Below are 17,750 nucleotides of genomic sequence, written 5' to 3' on the forward strand. Positions count from 1 at the left end.
TTAACCAAATGAAGTTTAGTAAAAAGTTGGCCGCTGCCTTTGCAGTTGGCTTAACTCTTGTTGGTACTGCAGCTTGTTCAAATGGCGGAAGCAATTCTAATTCTTCCTCATCTTCAAGTTCAGAAAAAATTGCTAAAGTCAAAAAGACAACTAATATTGTCTTTTGGCATGGTATGACAGGTGTGCAACAATCTACTTTAAAGAAGTTGACACAGGAATTTGAAAGTAAAAATCCTAAGATCAAGGTTAAGTTGGAAAATCAGGGAGCTTATAACGACTTACAAGCTAAAATCAATTCCACTTTGCAGTCGCCTAATAACTTACCGACCATTACTCAAGCATATCCTGACTGGCTCTTTAATGCAGCGAAGAAAGATATGCTGGTTGACTTAGCACCTTATATTAATAATAAAGATGTTGGTTGGGGCAGCAGCAAGGCTTCTAATATCAAGTCTGCACTTCTCGATGGCGCTAAGATTAATGGTAAACAATACGGCATTCCTTTTAACAAATCAATTGAAGTTTTGACTTATAATGCAGATTTATTAAAGAAATACGGTATTAAAAAAGCACCTGCAACAATGGATGAACTGAAGAAAGATTCACAAATCATTTATAAAAAGAGTAATCATAAAGTTGTAGGTGCCGGTTTTGACTCATTATCAAACTACTACACTTTAGGCATGAAGAATGAAGGCGTTGACTTCTCAAGTAAAATTGACTTTGCCGGCGACACTTCAAAAAAGGTTATTAATTTTTACGCAGATGGAATCAAAGATGGTTACTTCAGAGTAGCTGGTTCAGAACACTATCTGTCTGGTCCATTTGCTAACCAAAAGGTAGCAATGTACATTGGTACTTCTGCTGGTGAAGGCTTTGTTAAACAAGGTGTAGGCAATAAGTTTACTTATGATGTTGCTCCTCGTCCTGGTAAATACACCATGTCACAAGGTACTGACATTTACATGTTTAAGCATGCTTCAGCTGATCAAAAATCCGCTGCATTTACTTACATCAAGTTCTTAACTTCAAAAGCTAGTCAACTTACATGGGCAAATGCCACCGGTTATGTTCCAGTCAATCAAGCAGCTGCTGATTCAGCTGAGTACAAGGATACCAAGAAGCTGAAATTGCCGGCCAAACTTGAAGATGCAATGGCAAACTTATACAGTGTGCCAATTATCAAAAATGCTGGTGCTGCATACGGCAATTTGAATCCAGTTATGCAAAATATTTTAGCTGCTGCTCAAAAGAAGCAAAATATTGATGACGCTATTAAAGCGGGCAAAGCAAAATTTGATGCTGCTTGGAAGCAATAAAAACTAAATAGCAATTTTTATTAAAGAGCTTGTCAATAATTGGCAAGTTCTTTTTTATGCCCAAAATGGAACAAAATAAAAGTCATCTGGAAAATGTTCGGAATATAGCTAACTATAATTGCAAATAAAGTAAAATATACAAATAAAGCCGAATTTTTGTGTCTAAATTTATTGTAATCTTGCATTATTTGCTATACAATAAATGAGTATTAATGCTCAAACTATCACTATTGAGCACTTAAAAAATTTTGGAGGAAAAAAGATATCATGAATTTCGGTAAAAAGCTGGCAGCTGTTGCGGCAGCCGGCTTGGCATTAATTGGAACTGCAGCTTGTTCAAAAAGTGGCAGTTCATCATCCTCAAGTTCTAAAATACCAAAAGTAACTCAAAAAACTACAGTTGTTTTTTGGCATGGGATGCAGGGTTCTCAGGAAAAAACACTGAAAAGTTTAGCTCAGGATTTTGAAAATAAAAATCCTAAAATAAAAATCAAGCTTGAACAACAAGGTGATTATGATAACTTGCAGTCAAAAATAACTTCGACTCTGCAATCACCTAAAAATTTACCAACAATCACTCAGGCTTACCCGGGTTGGCTTGAAAGTGCTGCTAAAAATAAGATGTTGGTTGACCTTAAACCATACATTAATGATAAAAATGTAGGTTGGGGCAGTGTTGCAGCATCTGGCATTAAAGAAGATATGCTAAATGGTGCGCAGATTAAAGGCACCCAATACGGTATTCCGTTTAACAAGTCAATTGAAGTTTTAATTTATAACCCCAAGATGTTTAAGGAATATGGCATTACCAAAGTTCCTGCAACAATGGCTGAGGTTAAGAAGGCTGCACAGACTATTTACCAAAAGAGTAACCATCAAGTAGTTGGTGCAGGCTTTGATGATCTTGATAACTACTACGTTTTGGGTATGAAGAACCAGGGTGAAAATTTCTCCAGTAAAATTGACTTTACTGGTGCTAAATCCAGAAAGTTGCTCAATTACTTTATCAACGGGGAAAAAGCGGGTTACTTTAGAATGCCAGGTTCTGATAAATACTTGTACATTCCGTTTACTAACAAAAAATTGGCAATGTTTGTTACATCTTCATCAACTGAAACATGGATCAAACAGGCAGCTAAGAAAGGCTTCAATTATGAAGTTGCAGCTCGGCCAAGCAAATATACAATGTCACAAGGTACCGACATTTATATGTTCAGCCACGCCAGTGCGATGCAGAAAGCTGCTGCTTTCAAATTTATGAAATATCTTTCTTCTAAAGATAGTCAAATTAAGTGGGCTAAAGAAACCGGCTATATCCCGGTTAGTGACAGTGCTACAAAGTCTGATGAATATAAGTCGAATAAAGACTTTAAACTGCCAGCAAAATTAGAAGACATACTTAATGCCAACTCACTTTACAGTGTTCCTGTCATCAAGGACTCTAGTGCTACATTTAGTCAATTAACCCCAATTATGCAATCAATCTTATCGGCTGCACAAAAGAATCGGAATGTTGAAAAAGCAATTACTACTGGTAAAAATAAATTTGATGCAGCTTGGAAACAATAGAAAAGTGATAAAAAATTTAAAAAACAGGCTTAGGCCTGTTTTTTTATTTGTCGTTTTTCTCTTCAATGTTAAGATAATAATGGCATAACAAAGCTGGTGGCAGCACTAGCTAAATATAGTGGCCAGGGGTGAAAACGTGATCAAAGAACAAAAGTTTCCGGTGGAAACTAATTATAAATGGTATGATATCAGCAATTTGAGTGAAGAAGACAGTAATAAGCTGCAAATAGACTTTCATTTTACTCCTGACATGATTACTTATATTTCAGACCGACATGAACGACCCCACTATGATTATGATACGCATACACATATTAACTTGCTAGTTTATGATGTGCCTATTTGGCCTACTAAAACTATCAAACATTTTACGGCTCACCCAGTAACTTTTTTAATATCGGGGGAAAACATCTTTACTTTTCATACTCAATCGACCAGTTATGTATTTGATGAGTTTAATGACACGGCTACAAGACGAGAACTATCCCTGGCGCAAGATGTTACTGAATTATTAATGAAATTTTTACTGTATTCTTCACAGTATTTTCAACGAGCTGTTACTCAGCTTGATGCAGAACGCAATAGTTTAGACCAAAAGCTTTCCGGTGACATTAATAACAAGGACTTAGTTGAACTGTCAAATATTGAAAAAAGTCTAGTATATTTGTCTAGCTCAATACAAACTAACCTAATGATGCTGCACAGTTTAAAAATGTCTCAGTTGAACTTTACCAAGCCGGGGCGTGAACGTCTTGATGATGTCTTAATTGAGTCAAATCAATCTGCAGAAATGGTAAAAATTTCACAGCAGGTTACGCAAACATTGTCAGCAACTTCAAATAATATGATGAACAACAACTTGAACGATACGATGAAGTTTTTAACTGTCTGGTCTTTGGTTTTAACTATTCCTACTATTCTAACCGGTTTTTACGGTATGAACGTCAGTCTTCCGGTTGGCCACAGCTCGTCTGACTGGATTGCTATCATAGTGGTGACAGTCTTTTTAATGGTATGGTTGATTGTGCTAATGAAACGACATCACTTCTTTTAAACTGAGGCAAACAAATGAAAAATAAAATTTTGATAGGCTCATTAATAACAGCACTTATTGCTTTTATGCTCTATTCTGTCAATCTTAAAAAAGTAGAGAACAGCAGCCTGAAAATTGTCGGTCAAGGACAAGAACAGATTGTCAAAAATAAAAAGGGAAAAAATTCTGTCCGTGAACCAAAAGTTGCGACCGTGGAATATCCCAATCACATTAAAATTGCTTCTGGCAGTGAGCAAAAATGGGCGGAAAAAATTGTACAGGTGATGGGGAAGGATCAGAGCTATCAAGTTTGTGTTCAAGACCTGAATAACAATAAATATGCGCGTGTTTCTAATACCAGTCAACGACACGGAGTAAATACTATTAGTCGTTTATTTCTACTTATTGCTTTAACTTACCAAGAACAACATGGGAAGTCTGTTTCCAGAAAAGCAATCAAGATCAAAAAAGCAGATCACGTTAAAGGTGAAAAGGTGCTTCAAAAAGGAATTGCGTATAATGCAGCTTATTTGAAGCAGCTGATGATGCAAGGTGACAAGACTGCCGCCAATGCTCTGCTACGCACAGTTAAGCCCGCTACCGTTAACTCTATTATTAAGAAAATCGGTGTCCATGATACTACAATTAAAGGTAAGTTTTCAGCCAAACCAGCAGCTTTAACCACAGCAAATGATTTGAACAAAATTATGGTGAGTCTCTACCATGATCAAATTTTAAGCAGACAATATTCTAATCAAGTTTTAGGAGCACTAAGTTCTGTCAAGACCAAACCCAAAATTGTTCGTAATACTAAAGGCCTGATATATGGCATTGGTGATGGTAAAGCCAATGTTGCACTTATCCAGTCTAATGGTAATGCTTATTGCGTCAGCGTCTGGAGTAATAATGACCATGATTTTGTTAAACTAGGTAAGGCAGTCAACAGCTTTTTTAAATAACATTTTTGACGTATACTTTAACAAATCTTAAATTTTAAGCCCTAATAAAAAGTCACTTTGAGGGCTTTTTTATTAATTTAAAATAATTTACAGCATGTAGATTGTATTCTTCATATTGTAGTGCTATATTATTCAGTATGCTGTCAAAAGGAGGGGTGAAATTGGTTAAAAGAAGAAGCCTTGATTTAGATAAGGTGATTGCGAAGGCGACGGAGCTGATTGGACGAAAGGGACTTTCCGCGACCACTCTGCCGAACCTAGCCAAAGAGTTAGGCGTTCGTTCACAGTCACTTTACCATTATGTTTCAGGTCGAAAGCAACTGCTGTCGCTTGTCGGTGCAAGCAGAATTAAAATTTTAGGTAAAAAATTAGTTGATAATTTGATCGGAATTTCAGGTGAAGAGGCTTTACTTAAGTTTGCGGATATCGTGCGTGATTTTATTTTGGACGATCCTGCATTAATTAGTATTCTCTATCACTTGAATGAATACCAAAAAGACGATGCTATTACTCAAGAAATTTTAAAGATAATAGCTTTGGCTGACAAACTAAATTTGAGAAGTGACAGCACGGTTTCGCTCCATTCCTTAATTGGGGCAGTACTAGGATACGTTTTTTTAGATGTGTCTGATTCTTTTACAGAAGAAACTAGTGAAGAGGCTGACCAAGGCTATCATGAATTAATTATTCAATTGGTTCAGCCTAAGAAATTATTGCCAAAAAAGAGAAAGGAAAATAAGAGTGCATAAACTAGTAAAAAATCATATTTTCTCGTTAATTGCATGGATTTTAATATTAATCATTTCAGTTGTGGCTTTGCCGGACGTTACAGGGTTAACCCGTGAGCACTCAAATATTTCCTTACCGTCGGATGTTCAAAGTGAAGTCGCAAAGTCAATTCAAAATGATTGGGGTCCTAAGCAAAAAGATACCTATCAGATTGCGGTGGTCTTTAACAAGCAAAAGGGCAAATTGACATCTGATGATAAAAATGCCATTAATGAAACCATTGACAGACTTAAAGACAAGCAAGATCAGTATGGGATCAAGATGGTCTTGGGTCCAGATGATAATATTGCTACTAAGAAAAAGCTGCAATCAAAAGATAATACTACTTGGATAATGCAGTTGAATGTGGCTAAAAAGCACGGACCGGTTAATGATGTTGAGGCTGAGTTGAATAAAGCAGTCAAAACGGCCGGCATCAGAACTTACGTTACTGGTGCTGATGTTTTGCAAAATGCCTTCTCGAATGCTATTCAAGAGGGAATTAAGAAAACAGAAGTAATTACCGTTATCTTCATATTTATTGTGTTAGTGATTGTCTTCAGGTCGCCAATAGTGCCCCTAATTTCATTACTAACGGTTGGTGTTTCCTTTATCACATCATTTGCGATTGTGACTAATCTGGTTGAATACCAGAACTTTCCGTTTTCTAACTTTACACAAGTCTTTATGATTATTGTGCTGTTCGGAATTGGTACGGACTATAACATCCTTTTGTATGACAAATTCAAAGAAGACCTCGGTAAAGGTATGGATCGCTATGAGGCGATGAATAGTGCCTTAAAAGTTGCTGGTAAAACCATCCTTTATTCCGGTTCTTCCATCTTAATTGGATTTTCAGCGTTAAGTCTGGCTAACTTTTCCATTTATCAATCAGCAGTTGGTGTGGCAGTCGGCGTTGCTGTTTTGTTAATAGTGCTGTTGACACTCAATCCATTCTTCATGGCTGTTTTGGGTGAAAAAATGTTCTGGCCGGTGAAAAAGTTTACCGGTGAGCACGAAGATAAATTGTGGCATGGTATTTCCCAAGCGACACTTGCTCACCCAATTATTTACTTAATTGTACTGGCTGTGGTTGTGCTTCCTTTTGGTCTGATGTATACCGGTCACTTGAATTATGATGATACTGATGAGATTGATAATAGTGCTTCAGCTAAAGCAGGGATGCTCGTTGTTGAAGATCATTTTTCAAAGGGGATGGCCGAGCCATCGACTCTTTATATTAAGAGTAACCATAAACTTGATAATGAAGCAGATTTGCGGTTAATTGATCAATTAACCAGACAGCTCCAGGCATCTGGAGATGTGGCTTTTGTCACTTCTGTAACTCAGCCATATGGTGAAAGCATTGATCAGCTCTACGTTAAGAATCAGCTTAACACTGTTAACCAAGGTGTTGACCAGGCACGCGCCGGTTTGGGCAAATTGAGCAAGGCAAGCAAGAAAGTTACTGCTGGCGCAAGCAAGTTGGCTGACGGAACCAGCCAATTGCAAAATGGTACTAGTCAACTCCAAGATGGCGCCAGCAAATTACAGGCTGGTACTGGTAAACTGCAAAATGGTGCCAGCCGTTTGCAAAATGGGACAGGTCAACTGCAAGGCGGTGCCAGTCGTCTGCAAAGTGGAACTGAGCAAATGAGCAGTGGCCTAAACCAATTAAATTCCCAACTTGCAAGTGGTAGTGCTGGTATTGCGAATGCACAGAAAAATACCAAAGCTGTTTTAGAAAAGAGCTATAAAGCTAACTTATCAAAGAGCATTAATAGTATACCCGGCTTAACTCAGCAGCAGAAGATGGCTGCGATGCAAGCTGCTGGTGCTGCTTTAGAAAAATCTTGGGCTGAAGCTTCTGCTTCAATGCCAGATGTATCTGGACAAATGGGTCAGCTGCAATCTGGTGTCGGCAGATTAACTACTGCTTCGGGTCAATTGACTAATGGTGCTGCTACCTTAAATGGCGGCATTGGCCAACTCAATTCCAGTGCAGGTCAATTAAACTCTGGTATTGGTCAAGTTAATTCCAGTACTGGTCAATTAAGTTCAGGTATTGGCCAAGTTAATTCCAGTGTTGGTCAACTTAATTCAGGTGCTGGCAAGTTAGCTTCAAGCACGCCAAAGATTACTAATGGTGTAGATGAAGTAAATAGTGGCTTAGGACAAGGTGCTGCTTACCTTAATGGTTTAGCAAGTTCTTCAGCCGCAGATACTTTCTATATCCCACAAGAATTTATCAAAAACGATACTTTCCAAACTTCGATTAAGAATTATTTGAGTCCTGACAAGAAGTCAGCAATGCTCATGATTGTCTTTAAGTCAAATCCAAGTAGTCTTAAAGCAACCAAGAAGGCGCAGGATCTGAGTTTGATGGCTAAGAAGTCATTAGCAGGAACTAGGCTTAAAAAGGCTACAGTAGCAATGGGTGGCGAAAGTTCTAACATCGCTGACATTAAGGACATTGCCAACAGAGACTTTATTAGAACTGCTGCTATCATGTTAATTGGAATTGGCATTGCCCTGATTTTTGTTACTCGTTCACTTTTACAGCCTGTCTACATTTTAGGTACACTACTGATTGCTTACTTCTGCTCATTATCAATTACAGAGTGGGTAGTTAAGGCTACTTTAGGTAAAAGCATGCTAACTTGGAACACGCCGTTCTTTGGTTTTATCATGTTAATTGCCTTAGGTGTTGATTACAGTATCTTCTTAATGACACGCTATCGTGAACTTGAAAACGGCAGCCCAAGTCAAAGAATGCTTAAAGCATGTGGCATTATTGGAACTGTGGTAGTTTCAGCAGCCATTATCTTAGGTGGTACATTTGCCGCATTAATTCCATCAGGAATTCCAACTTTGATTGAAGTTGCTTTGGCAGTGATTATTGGTTTGATAATTTTAGTATTTATTATGCCGATTACCTTGTCAGCTGCAGTCAAGTTGACTTATGAAGGTGTTCATTGGCGCAAGAATAAACGTGCTAAGAAATAATTGAACTTTATTAAAAGGTTGAAATTCTCATTTAGAGAGTTTCAGCTTTTTTGTTAGTGAAATATGTTTTCTGACAGGTTTACAAAAGTTAATTTATTATAGTATAATATTTTTAATTAAATTTTAAGTAGAAGGTAAGGAATACTGGCATGTCAAGACAAGTAAATAATCAATAAGCTCTAGTTGTAGTTTTAAATCAATCACCACTTTTTAATTTTTAACTCAACGTAGAGCGATCTTATTTATCAAGTAGAGTAATTTTAGCAGCTTATAATTGCTGCTTACTTTACTAATTACGCGTATACATTGAGGTATTATAGTGGAATTAATTAAAATAGATTATTTACAAATTGACGTGGCAGTTGCTAAACTGTTGACTGTCTCAAAGTTGAGCATCAATTCAAGACAAAAAATTGGTTTGATTGGTAATAATGGTTCCGGTAAAACCACTTTAATGAAAATTCTGGCTCAAGAAAAATTTCCGGATTTATTTACTATTAAAGGTGCAGTTATTAACAATTGTAATTTTGCCTATGTGCCGCAACTGCTTGATGCTGGTGATAAGAGTGGCGGGCAAAGAGAGAAATTAGCTCTCAGTAGGGCCGTTGCCAAATTGAAAAATATGCCTAACGGTTTGTTGCTTTTGGACGAACCCACTTCTAATTTGGATATTACCCAGCAACAATGGTTAATAAAGTTAATAAGTAAAAGCAAAATTGCCTGTTTAATTATCAGTCATGACCAGAATTTTTTAAATAGCGTCTGTGATTCAGTTTGGTATGTTCAAAATAAAGAAGTGCACAATTTCTCAGGGACTTATGAAGAGTTTTGCAGCTTTAGCGAAGATCAGCAAAAACGTGCAGAAACGACTTATGAGCAAAAGGAAAAGCACCTTGAGCAGTTAAAGAAAAGTTATAATCAGCATTTTAATAAGGCCAGAACTTTTTCTCGTAATAAAAAGGGACTTTCTTCATCTGACTGGCGGTCAAAGTCCATGGGAAAACAAAAAACAGCAAATAATGTTATCAGAGCCAGTAAGAATCTTGCTAGTCGCATCAATAAGGAAAAAGGAGAGCTAAAAAAGCCGCCAGTTCATCATGCGATTACTTTGAAAAATGCGATAACTGATTTGTCGATTTCTCCTAAAAGCAAGGCATTACGGATAGAACAACAGCCAATTAATGCATATGGTCAAAAGCTATTTAACATTACGCAGGAAGTAAATCTTGCTTATGGCTCAAAAGTAGTTTTAACTGGGCAAAACGGGATTGGTAAGACTGTTTTTCTGAAAAAAATCAAAAATAAACAATTAACCGGCTTTTATAATCCTAAATTGAAAATAGGTTATTTTAACCAAAACATAGTTGCGAGCCAAACAGATAAAACCTTGTTAGATTCTCTTTTTGCTACTAGTATATTTGATGATAGTTCGACTATGCAGGTCTTAGGCGATTTGCATTTGCGCCAATACGGTGAGCACAAAATAAGTGATCTTAGCGGTGGTCAGCTTGTGTGTTTCAATTTAGCTAAGATACTAACAGGTCAATATAATTTATTGCTACTGGATGAACCGACTAACTTTTTAGATATTGCATCGGTTAATGCACTGGCCGAATTTGTCACCGTTTATCCCTTTGCCATGATTCTCGTGTCACACGATCAGGCATTTATCAAGCAGCTTAAAATTACAAAATGGCACATTAAGAATAGTCGGTTAATCACATCTACGGCCCAAAAGAAGCAGTCCAAAAAAGGCAACAATAATGAATTAGAGTTACTTAAATTTAAGCTCGATCAATTAATGCTTGATTCGAATGCTTCAATTTCTGAAATAAAGCAAGTTAAGGCACGAATTCAAGAATTACAGTAAAAGACTGTATTAAAATAGTGATAAAGAATTTTCTTTATCGCTATTTTTGTTTTATGATTAAGCTATTAATAATTATTGCTTAAAGGAAGTTTCTTATGACTACTTGTCCAAACTGTGGTCGTCCCATCACTGATGAGGATGTTACCTGTCCAAATTGCCATTTTGATTTACAAAAATATCGTGAGACTTTTTTCACGGACCGACACCAAAAGGCTAATTTTGAAGATGAAAAAACTGGTCAAAAAATTGCCAGTCGTAAAGTATATCGGCAAGAATTTTATCCGGAAAAACAAAATTCGGTTATTGAACGAATGCTGCAATGGATTCATGTTAATAGCATGATTGCTTTTCTGTTAGGAATAGTTTTACTGATTCTTATGAGTTTTTCCCGCAGCTTTGGTTGGATTTGTTTTTTTGCACTGCTGGTCTGGCTATACTTTGTTTGTAGTCGTGAGGAAAAAATTGACCGCTATACTGTGGATGAACGTTTAACACAAAAAATAAATCAGATTGGGTCCAACATGTTTAATGATGTGGCTGAATCAAAAGAAAAAGTAAAAGCAAAAAGCAGATTGACTCAGAAAAATTCTGCTGCAAAAACAACTGTCAACAAGAAAAAACATTTTTCCTACGTGCAACTTTTAGTAGTACTGATGGCAGTAATAAACCTAATAGTTTTATTTACTGGTTCTGGTGCATCTGTGTTAGACGTGACTTATGGCCAAAAAATGTCGATTACCGGTGTCATTTTTAGGCTTGCCGGCAGACTTTTTTCTTCAAATGCGACATTGCTTTCAGGCGTTTTGCTTTGTATAATTTGGCTCATAATTGTTTTAATTCCGTTATTTATTATTTATCATACTATGAGAGATACTAAAAAGAGCAGGGTCATTGCGTTTTTACTTTCTTTAATTGAAACTATTTTTCTAATTTACGTTATTTATAGGATGTCCAATACTTCACTGTCTAATCGGGGCATTTTACACAGCATTACCAGCCAACTGCTTTTGTATGCCGTATCAGTAGGGGCTTCAACTTATTTCTTAATTCTAGCCAATGTGATGACGACAGGACTTACAGGCTATAATTTATTTCGTCACCGTCAAAAGTAATAATTAAAAAAAAAGCTGATAAATCAGCGCTCTTATTGGGCGATACAGTTTATCAGCTTTTTTAATTTATATCTTAATGATGAGTTATTTGGTTGGCATTGATATTACTAAGTGTTGGTTGACGAAAGCCATCAAACCTAAATCACTGAGTTCACGGCCATAGCCAGATTTCTTAACGCCACCAAATGGTAATTCACCGGAGCTAATCCATGTGCCATTGATGACAGACATACCAGTTTCAATTTGTGCAGCTACATTTTGAGCACGCTTAATGTTGGAACTGATAACAGAAGAACCCAAACCGTAACTAGAATCGTTTGCTAAAGCAATAGCGGCGTCTTCATCTTCGACTTCATAAACAGTAGCAACCGGACCAAAGAATTCTTGGTCAAATGCCGGGTTGTCACGATCAACATTGGTTAAAATAGTCGGACGGAAGAATGCACCATCTGAATCAATTTCAGGATACTGGTACAAAATTTTTGCTCCTCCTGCAAGAGCGCCATCTAATTGTTTAGTCAGTTTATCCTTTGCGCCCTGTGAGTTCAGTGGTGGCAAGGTAGTACTTGGATCAAGCGGATCTCCTGCTTTCAAACTAGAAAAGACCTTCTTTAATTCATGGATTGTTTCTTCATAGCGGGATTTAACAACAATAATGCGTTTGGAAGAAGTACATACCTGGCCGTCATTATAAGTTCTGGCTGAACTAAGAGCCTGTTTCAAAACTTCAGGATCAGCGTCATCAAGAATGATGAAGGCATCATTACCGCCAAGCTCCATAGTCGATTTCTTCAGGTTTTTACCAGCATTTTCGGCAACTGAAGAACCACCACGTTCTGAACCAGTCAACGCTACGCCCTGAATTCTTGGGTCTGCAATCATTTGATCAAGTTGGTCATAGCTCGGATACATATTAATCAGGCTGCCTTCAGGGGCACCTGCTTGTTTAATAATTTTAGCAATCAATGCTGCAGAACCAGGAACATTGTGGGCATGCTTCAATATAATAGGATTACCAACAATAAAGTTTGGTGCAAATACCCTGATTACTTGATAAAGAGGGAAATTCCACGGCTCACACGCCATTATTACGCCAGTTGCTTGTTTAAGGTAATATGCATCACCCAATTTGGTGTCAATTGGCTCAGGTTTCAACAACTCGGGACCTTTTTCGGCAAAGTAATCACAAATAGATACACAAAGATCAACTTCACCTTCAGATTCACCAATCATTTTACCCATTTCACGGGTCATGATCTCTGCCATTTCTTTTTTATGCTCGCGCAAACCGTCTGCTACTTTGTGTAATGTTGCTGTTCGGGTCTCAGGGCCTTCATGGCGCCACTTGTGGTAAAGTGCATCGGTCAAGTTTAGAGCATCCTCAATTTGTTCAGCTGTAGGATTATCATAGCTGGCAAAAGTTTCATTAGTATATGGATTAATAGATTGATATTTAGCCATAATATTATCTCCTTAAATTTTAATCAGGATAGATTTTTCTCAAAATCAATATAAACCGTTTTCATAAATCATTATAGCACATATAGAATATTTTACTAATAATTAGTAAGTAAAAGTTAAGATTTATTTTACTGCATTTAAAAGGTATGCTAATGATTCCTCTAAATATTGATTAGCATAAGTCATTGCGTGGTGCTTACCTGCTATTAATTTTAGGTCAACAGCATGGTTATTTTGTGCCAAAAAGATAATAAAATTAAGTAAATATTTAATAGGAGACAATTCATCTGCAGAATTGATCATTAATAATTGCTGTAAATTGCTGTAATCATATGAATCAGCATCAATCTCTTTTAATACCTTTTCATCTTCAGAACCGGCATATGCTAAGGTAAAATATTTATAAAAAGCGTTGTTAATATCACGTTGGTTGCTCAAACCTAGTTCTTTATGGCCATCAACTGCTGGCGTGACGTTTTGGTGATCTTTCATCCAAGCAGAATAACTGACGGGAGCAGACCAAGTTACAGTAGGAAAGCCATATTTACCCGCAATATTTAGCGCCATGGTGCCACCACTACTGGCACCGATTTGAGTAATATTAACTTTTTTATTAATTACAAAATCGCTTTGCATCAGCCATTTGACGAAGTTAATGCTATCTTGGTGTGCTGCTGGAAAAAGGTATTGTGGAGCAAGAGAGTAATTAGGGGCAAAAACAGTGAAACCGTGGTCAGAAATTTTTTGACATAAGTCTTTAAAACTGTTTTTATCTCCCCGAAACCAGCCGCCACCATGCCAAAACAGCAGTATTTTGTCACTAAAACTAACGTTGTCTGGCTTATAAATATCTACCTTAAGTTTTCTTTGTTCATCATAAGTGACATCATTGATAATTGTGGTCATCCGATTTTCCTCCCCAAAATTATATTTTTAAACCTATTATACTGTAATTAACAGTCAGTTTTTGTTTTAAACCTAAATTGCTTTCACTTCAGGAAAATAATTAAAATATTTTAATTATTATTATTTAATGACTTAAAAAGTAATCACTATGCTTATTTTTTGGTAAAATTAGGCTTAACATTGGAGGTAAGCTATGCATCTGTCTGCTAAAGCTAGTCGAAGACTGATTAATATCTTGACCGTTGTCAGCGGGATTATCATTATTATTTTATGTATATACTGGTACAAATTAGGAATATTTACCAGTCAGGCTAAAATGAAAGCTTATTTGGCTAACAAGAGAATAATTGGGCCGATTATTTTTGTTTTAATCCAGATAATTCAGGTTGTTATTCCTATTATTCCTGGTGGTGTTTCACTTTTAGGAGGAGTTATTTTCTTTGGGCCCATAGCCGGTTTTATTTACAATTATGTGGGAATCTGTATTGGTTCAATTATTAACTTCTTTTTAGCGCGTTTTTACGGCAGACCTTTTATTCTTCATATTGTTTCTGAAAAAACTCTTGATAAATATATGAAATGGACTAAAAACCAGCGTAAATTCAACTGGTTTTTTGCAATCTGTATTGTTGCCCCGATGGCGCCAGATGATGTTTTGTGTCTTTTAGCCGGTTTGACTGATATGAAATTCTGGACTTATTTTTGGATTATTATCTTAGGCAAGCCTTGGACCATTGCGGCATACAGTCTGGCACTGGGCTTGGGCATGGATTGGCTACTAAAGCTGACAGGTCATTAATGGGTAGGCGAATTTATTTTCGGCCCCTCAAATTAGCTGATGCACCAACTCTGCTTAAATGGGGGCAAGATCAATATTATCAGAACTTAGCAGGCTTTGGGCATTATCAAAATCTGGTGGAAGCTGAAGTTGCCGCCGGAAAGTATGCTGCTAGAAAGTATAGTTATGGCATTTGTCTTAGAAATTCTCAGCAATTAATTGGCTTAGTTGAACTATATAATAGAGGTACTAACGAAGAAGAATTACTGCATACCAAAGAAATTGGCTTTTTGCTTGATAAAGATTTTTCGGGTCAAGGTTATATGACTGAAGCGTTAAATATACTTTTAGATTATGCGTTCAAAAAGCTCAATCAATCTGAAATTTGGGCTGGCACTTTTAAAAATAATTTTCGTTCACAGAATTTACTTACTCGTTTAGGCTTTAAATATATTTATTCGGTCGATATGAGCCAGCTAAGTGAGTTATTTCAATATCGGGAAGATTATTTTTTGTTAAAAAAGGCAGACTGGCTCAATAAAGAAAAGTGATTTAAAGTAGGCAAAATTTTTTACAAAAATAATTATAAAAACATTAAATATTGTTTGCTAAAAAAAGGATAATAGCTTAAAATAATATCCAAACACGGAATCCTCAGACTGATTCAGAGAGTTCGCATTTTGGTGCAAGCGAATAGACGTCGTTTCCAGATTCCATTAATGTGGGTAATTAATAATTACACGGCACGCGGCATCGTTATCGCCGACTTAATGAAGTGCAGCTAAATATTAGCTGAAACTGGGTGGTACCGCGAAGCCATGTATGAGCCAATTCGTCCCAATCTTGTGGGATGAGTTGGCTTTTTTTGTGGAGGTAAAAAGATGCTGGATATAAAGGTGATTCGCGAGAATCTTGATTGGGCCAAGGATAAGCTTGGCAGACGTGGCATTAAGCCCGAAGAGCTTGATGAATTGGTTAAAATTGATGCCGATCGGCGTGAAGAATTGAACCGCAGTGAGCAGCTGAAAGCTGAACGCAATACAGTTTCAAAGAAAATTGCGGAAATTAAGAGAAATAAGGAAGACGCTTCTGCTGCTGTGCAAAAAATGCGTGCAGTTGGACAGGAAATTAAGGAACTTGATGATAAGGTTGCTGAATTGACTGAAAAGCAAGAATATATTTTGCTAAGACTGCCTAATTTCCCAGACGATTCTGATCCAATTGGACCTGATGAAAGTTATAATGAAGAAGTTCGTAAGTGGCATGAACCAACAAAATTAGCATTTAAGCCTAAGGCTCACTGGGATATTGGTACTGATCTCGATATTTTGGATTGGGACAGAGGAGCTAAAGTTTCTGGCGCCCGTTTTGTCTATTATAAAGGTGCTGGTGCTTTACTTGAGCGAGCTGTTTTTAACTTCTTCTTAGATGAAAATACTAAAGAAGGCTACACTGAAATAATTCCGCCATATTTAGTTAACGATGAATCAATGCAGGGTACGGGTCAATTTCCTAAATTCCGTGAAGATGTTTATACCATTGTTGATAACGACAATCCTGACAAGCCACGGGACTTAACTTTGATTCCTACTGCTGAAGTGCCTCTTGTTAACTATTTCCGTGATGAAATTATTCACGGTGATAAGCTGCCAATCAATGTAACTGCATTGTCTCCAGCATTTAGAAGTGAAGCTGGTTCAGCTGGTCGTGATACTCGCGGTCTGATTAGAATGCATGAGTTTAGAAAAGTTGAAATGGTTAAAATTTGCAAACAGGAAGATTCTTGGGATGAATTAGATAAATTGACTCATAATGCTGAGCACTTGTTGCAAAAACTTGATTTGCCATACCACGTTGTAGCTTTGTCTACTGGGGATGCTAGTTTTACCAGTGCTAAGACTTATGATTTGGAAGTTTGGATGCCGGCCCAAGACAAATACCGTGAAATTTCTAGTTGCTCTAACTGTACTGACTTTCAAGCTCGTCGCGCTCAAATTCGTTACCGTGATGAAGATGGCAAGCTGCACTTGGCACATACTCTTAACGGCTCAGGTTTGGCAGTAGGCAGAACTGTGGCTGCAATTTTAGAAAACTATCAAAATGAAGATGGCACAGTTACCGTACCAGAAGTTTTGGTTCCTTATATGAATGGAATGACGAAGATTACTAAGGAAGAAACTCTGATTTAATAAGTAGTAATTCGTTATGATTTCGCAGGTTGAATAAACTTGCGAAATTTTTTGTAAAAATTTTGGGCAGTGTAAGTAGTAAATTTGACCGAATTACGAATAATTGGTTAATTGGTCTAGTCTAAAAAATAAAGAAGTGGGTCTAACAAGTATTAGTCAAAACTAATTTGAAAGCTATTTTACTTAAATAACGAACAAATGGATTAATTTGACGAATGAATACAAAAAGAGTAATGTATTACTTGTGTCTGAGCGAGTTACGACAAATAACAAGCTCAACATAAATCGAGCAAAAGCAGTTGACAAAATCGCGCTGCTTTAGTAAGATAATAAACGCTGTCGGGCAAGACGGCAAACAGGTCCCCAGAAAAAAGTGCTTGACAAAAGCGCGTGAATCTGGGAAAATAAAAAAGCTGTTTTAAAGAAGCAGCAGGTAGTACCTTGAAAACTGAACAATGTTTTCGCAAAAATGTGCGGGTTTATCAAGAACCCAAAACAAAAGAGCGAAGTCAATTTCGCAAGCAAATAAATCCGAGATGCGAATCTTGGAACGAATGAGCAAACATTCAAACAAACATTAAAAAATGAGAGTTTGATCCTGGCTCAGGACGAACGCTGGCGGCGTGCCTAATACATGCAAGTCGAGCGAGCAATCTTAACGGAATACTTCGGTAGGAAGTCAAGAGCGCGAGCGGCGGATGGGTGAGTAACACGTGGGCAACCTGCCCTATAGCTTGGGATACCACTTGGAAACAGGTGCTAATACCAAATAAGCAGCAC

At 37.1% G+C, this 17,750-nt stretch carries 13 protein-coding genes; 11 read left to right on the plus strand and 2 right to left on the minus strand.

What is annotated here, in order from left to right; genetic code table 11:
• The first annotated feature begins 8 nt into the window (after positions 1-8).
• The 8 genes from JF75_RS01835 to JF75_RS01870 all read left to right on the plus strand — a co-directional run bounded on the left by JF75_RS01835 (position 9) and on the right by JF75_RS01870 (position 11,636).
• Complete coding sequence (locus JF75_RS01835; protein WP_046331617.1) at positions 9-1,319, plus strand: extracellular solute-binding protein; 1,311 nt, start codon at positions 9-11, stop codon at positions 1,317-1,319.
• A 267-nt stretch (positions 1,320-1,586) separates the two neighbouring features.
• Entirely contained in the window at positions 1,587-2,888 is a 1,302-nt protein-coding gene (locus JF75_RS01840; protein WP_046331618.1) for an extracellular solute-binding protein, read from the plus strand.
• A gap of 136 nt (positions 2,889-3,024) precedes the next feature.
• Entirely contained in the window at positions 3,025-3,942 is a 918-nt protein-coding gene (locus JF75_RS01845; RefSeq protein WP_046331619.1) for a magnesium transporter CorA family protein, read from the plus strand.
• 14 nt (positions 3,943-3,956) lie between these two features.
• Positions 3,957-4,880: a serine hydrolase gene (locus JF75_RS01850; RefSeq protein ID WP_046331620.1), complete on the plus strand. Its 924-nt coding sequence runs from the start codon at positions 3,957-3,959 to the stop codon at positions 4,878-4,880.
• Positions 4,881-5,041: 161 nt separating this feature from the next.
• Positions 5,042-5,629: a TetR/AcrR family transcriptional regulator gene (locus tag JF75_RS01855; protein WP_046331621.1), complete on the plus strand. Its 588-nt coding sequence runs from the start codon at positions 5,042-5,044 to the stop codon at positions 5,627-5,629.
• Positions 5,622-8,654: an MMPL family transporter gene (locus JF75_RS01860; RefSeq protein ID WP_046331622.1), complete on the plus strand. Its 3,033-nt coding sequence runs from the start codon at positions 5,622-5,624 to the stop codon at positions 8,652-8,654. Before JF75_RS01855 ends, JF75_RS01860 begins: the two co-directional genes overlap by 8 nt.
• Before the next feature lie 319 nt (positions 8,655-8,973).
• The gene (locus JF75_RS01865) at positions 8,974-10,524 is read left to right on the plus strand and encodes an ATP-binding cassette domain-containing protein (RefSeq protein WP_046331623.1); all 1,551 of its coding nucleotides are present in this window, start codon (positions 8,974-8,976) and stop codon (positions 10,522-10,524) included.
• Between the two features lie 95 nt (positions 10,525-10,619).
• Positions 10,620-11,636 (plus strand): zinc ribbon domain-containing protein, encoded by a 1,017-nt coding sequence (locus JF75_RS01870; protein WP_046331624.1) that lies wholly within the window; start codon positions 10,620-10,622, stop codon positions 11,634-11,636.
• Between the two features lie 84 nt (positions 11,637-11,720).
• Here the strand turns inward: JF75_RS01870 and JF75_RS01875 are convergent, their stop codons facing one another.
• Positions 11,721-13,097 carry an NAD-dependent succinate-semialdehyde dehydrogenase gene (locus JF75_RS01875; RefSeq protein WP_046331625.1) on the minus strand — a complete coding sequence of 459 codons (1,377 nt, stop codon included), beginning with the start codon at positions 13,095-13,097 and terminating at the stop codon, positions 11,721-11,723.
• 123 nt (positions 13,098-13,220) lie between these two features.
• Positions 13,221-14,003 (minus strand): alpha/beta hydrolase, encoded by a 783-nt coding sequence (locus JF75_RS01880; RefSeq protein ID WP_046331626.1) that lies wholly within the window; start codon positions 14,001-14,003, stop codon positions 13,221-13,223.
• A 193-nt stretch (positions 14,004-14,196) separates the two neighbouring features.
• Here JF75_RS01880 and JF75_RS01885 point away from each other — a divergent pair, with 193 nt between their 5' ends.
• From JF75_RS01885 to serS, 3 genes are all read left to right on the plus strand, one after another.
• Positions 14,197-14,802 (plus strand): TVP38/TMEM64 family protein, encoded by a 606-nt coding sequence (locus JF75_RS01885; protein ID WP_046331627.1) that lies wholly within the window; start codon positions 14,197-14,199, stop codon positions 14,800-14,802.
• On the plus strand, positions 14,802-15,332 hold the full coding sequence (locus tag JF75_RS01890; RefSeq protein WP_046331628.1) for a GNAT family N-acetyltransferase: 531 nt from the start codon (positions 14,802-14,804) through the stop codon (positions 15,330-15,332). The genes JF75_RS01885 and JF75_RS01890 overlap by 1 nt, the downstream gene beginning before the upstream one ends.
• A gap of 330 nt (positions 15,333-15,662) precedes the next feature.
• Complete coding sequence (gene serS / locus JF75_RS01895; protein ID WP_046331629.1) at positions 15,663-16,970, plus strand: serine--tRNA ligase; 1,308 nt, start codon at positions 15,663-15,665, stop codon at positions 16,968-16,970.
• The last annotated feature ends 780 nt before the right edge of the window (positions 16,971-17,750 follow it).

Source organism: Lactobacillus kimbladii (assembly GCF_000970755.1).
GTDB classification, from domain to species: domain Bacteria; phylum Bacillota; class Bacilli; order Lactobacillales; family Lactobacillaceae; genus Lactobacillus; species Lactobacillus kimbladii.

Bases quoted from the DNA above. Each gene is read 5' to 3' on its own strand.
- JF75_RS01885 (WP_046331627.1), top strand. From the start codon at position 14,197: ATGCATCTGTCTGCTAAAGCTAGTCGAAGACTGATTAATATCTTGACC.
- JF75_RS01890 (WP_046331628.1), top strand. From the start codon at position 14,802: ATGGGTAGGCGAATTTATTTTCGGCCCCTCAAATTAGCTGATGCACCA.
- JF75_RS01880 (WP_046331626.1), bottom strand. From the start codon at position 14,003: ATGACCACAATTATCAATGATGTCACTTATGATGAACAAAGAAAACTT.
- JF75_RS01850 (WP_046331620.1), top strand. From the start codon at position 3,957: ATGAAAAATAAAATTTTGATAGGCTCATTAATAACAGCACTTATTGCT.
- JF75_RS01870 (WP_046331624.1), top strand. From the start codon at position 10,620: ATGACTACTTGTCCAAACTGTGGTCGTCCCATCACTGATGAGGATGTT.
- JF75_RS01840 (WP_046331618.1), top strand. From the start codon at position 1,587: ATGAATTTCGGTAAAAAGCTGGCAGCTGTTGCGGCAGCCGGCTTGGCA.
- JF75_RS01835 (WP_046331617.1), top strand. From the start codon at position 9: ATGAAGTTTAGTAAAAAGTTGGCCGCTGCCTTTGCAGTTGGCTTAACT.
- serS (WP_046331629.1), top strand. From the start codon at position 15,663: ATGCTGGATATAAAGGTGATTCGCGAGAATCTTGATTGGGCCAAGGAT.
- JF75_RS01875 (WP_046331625.1), bottom strand. From the start codon at position 13,097: ATGGCTAAATATCAATCTATTAATCCATATACTAATGAAACTTTTGCC.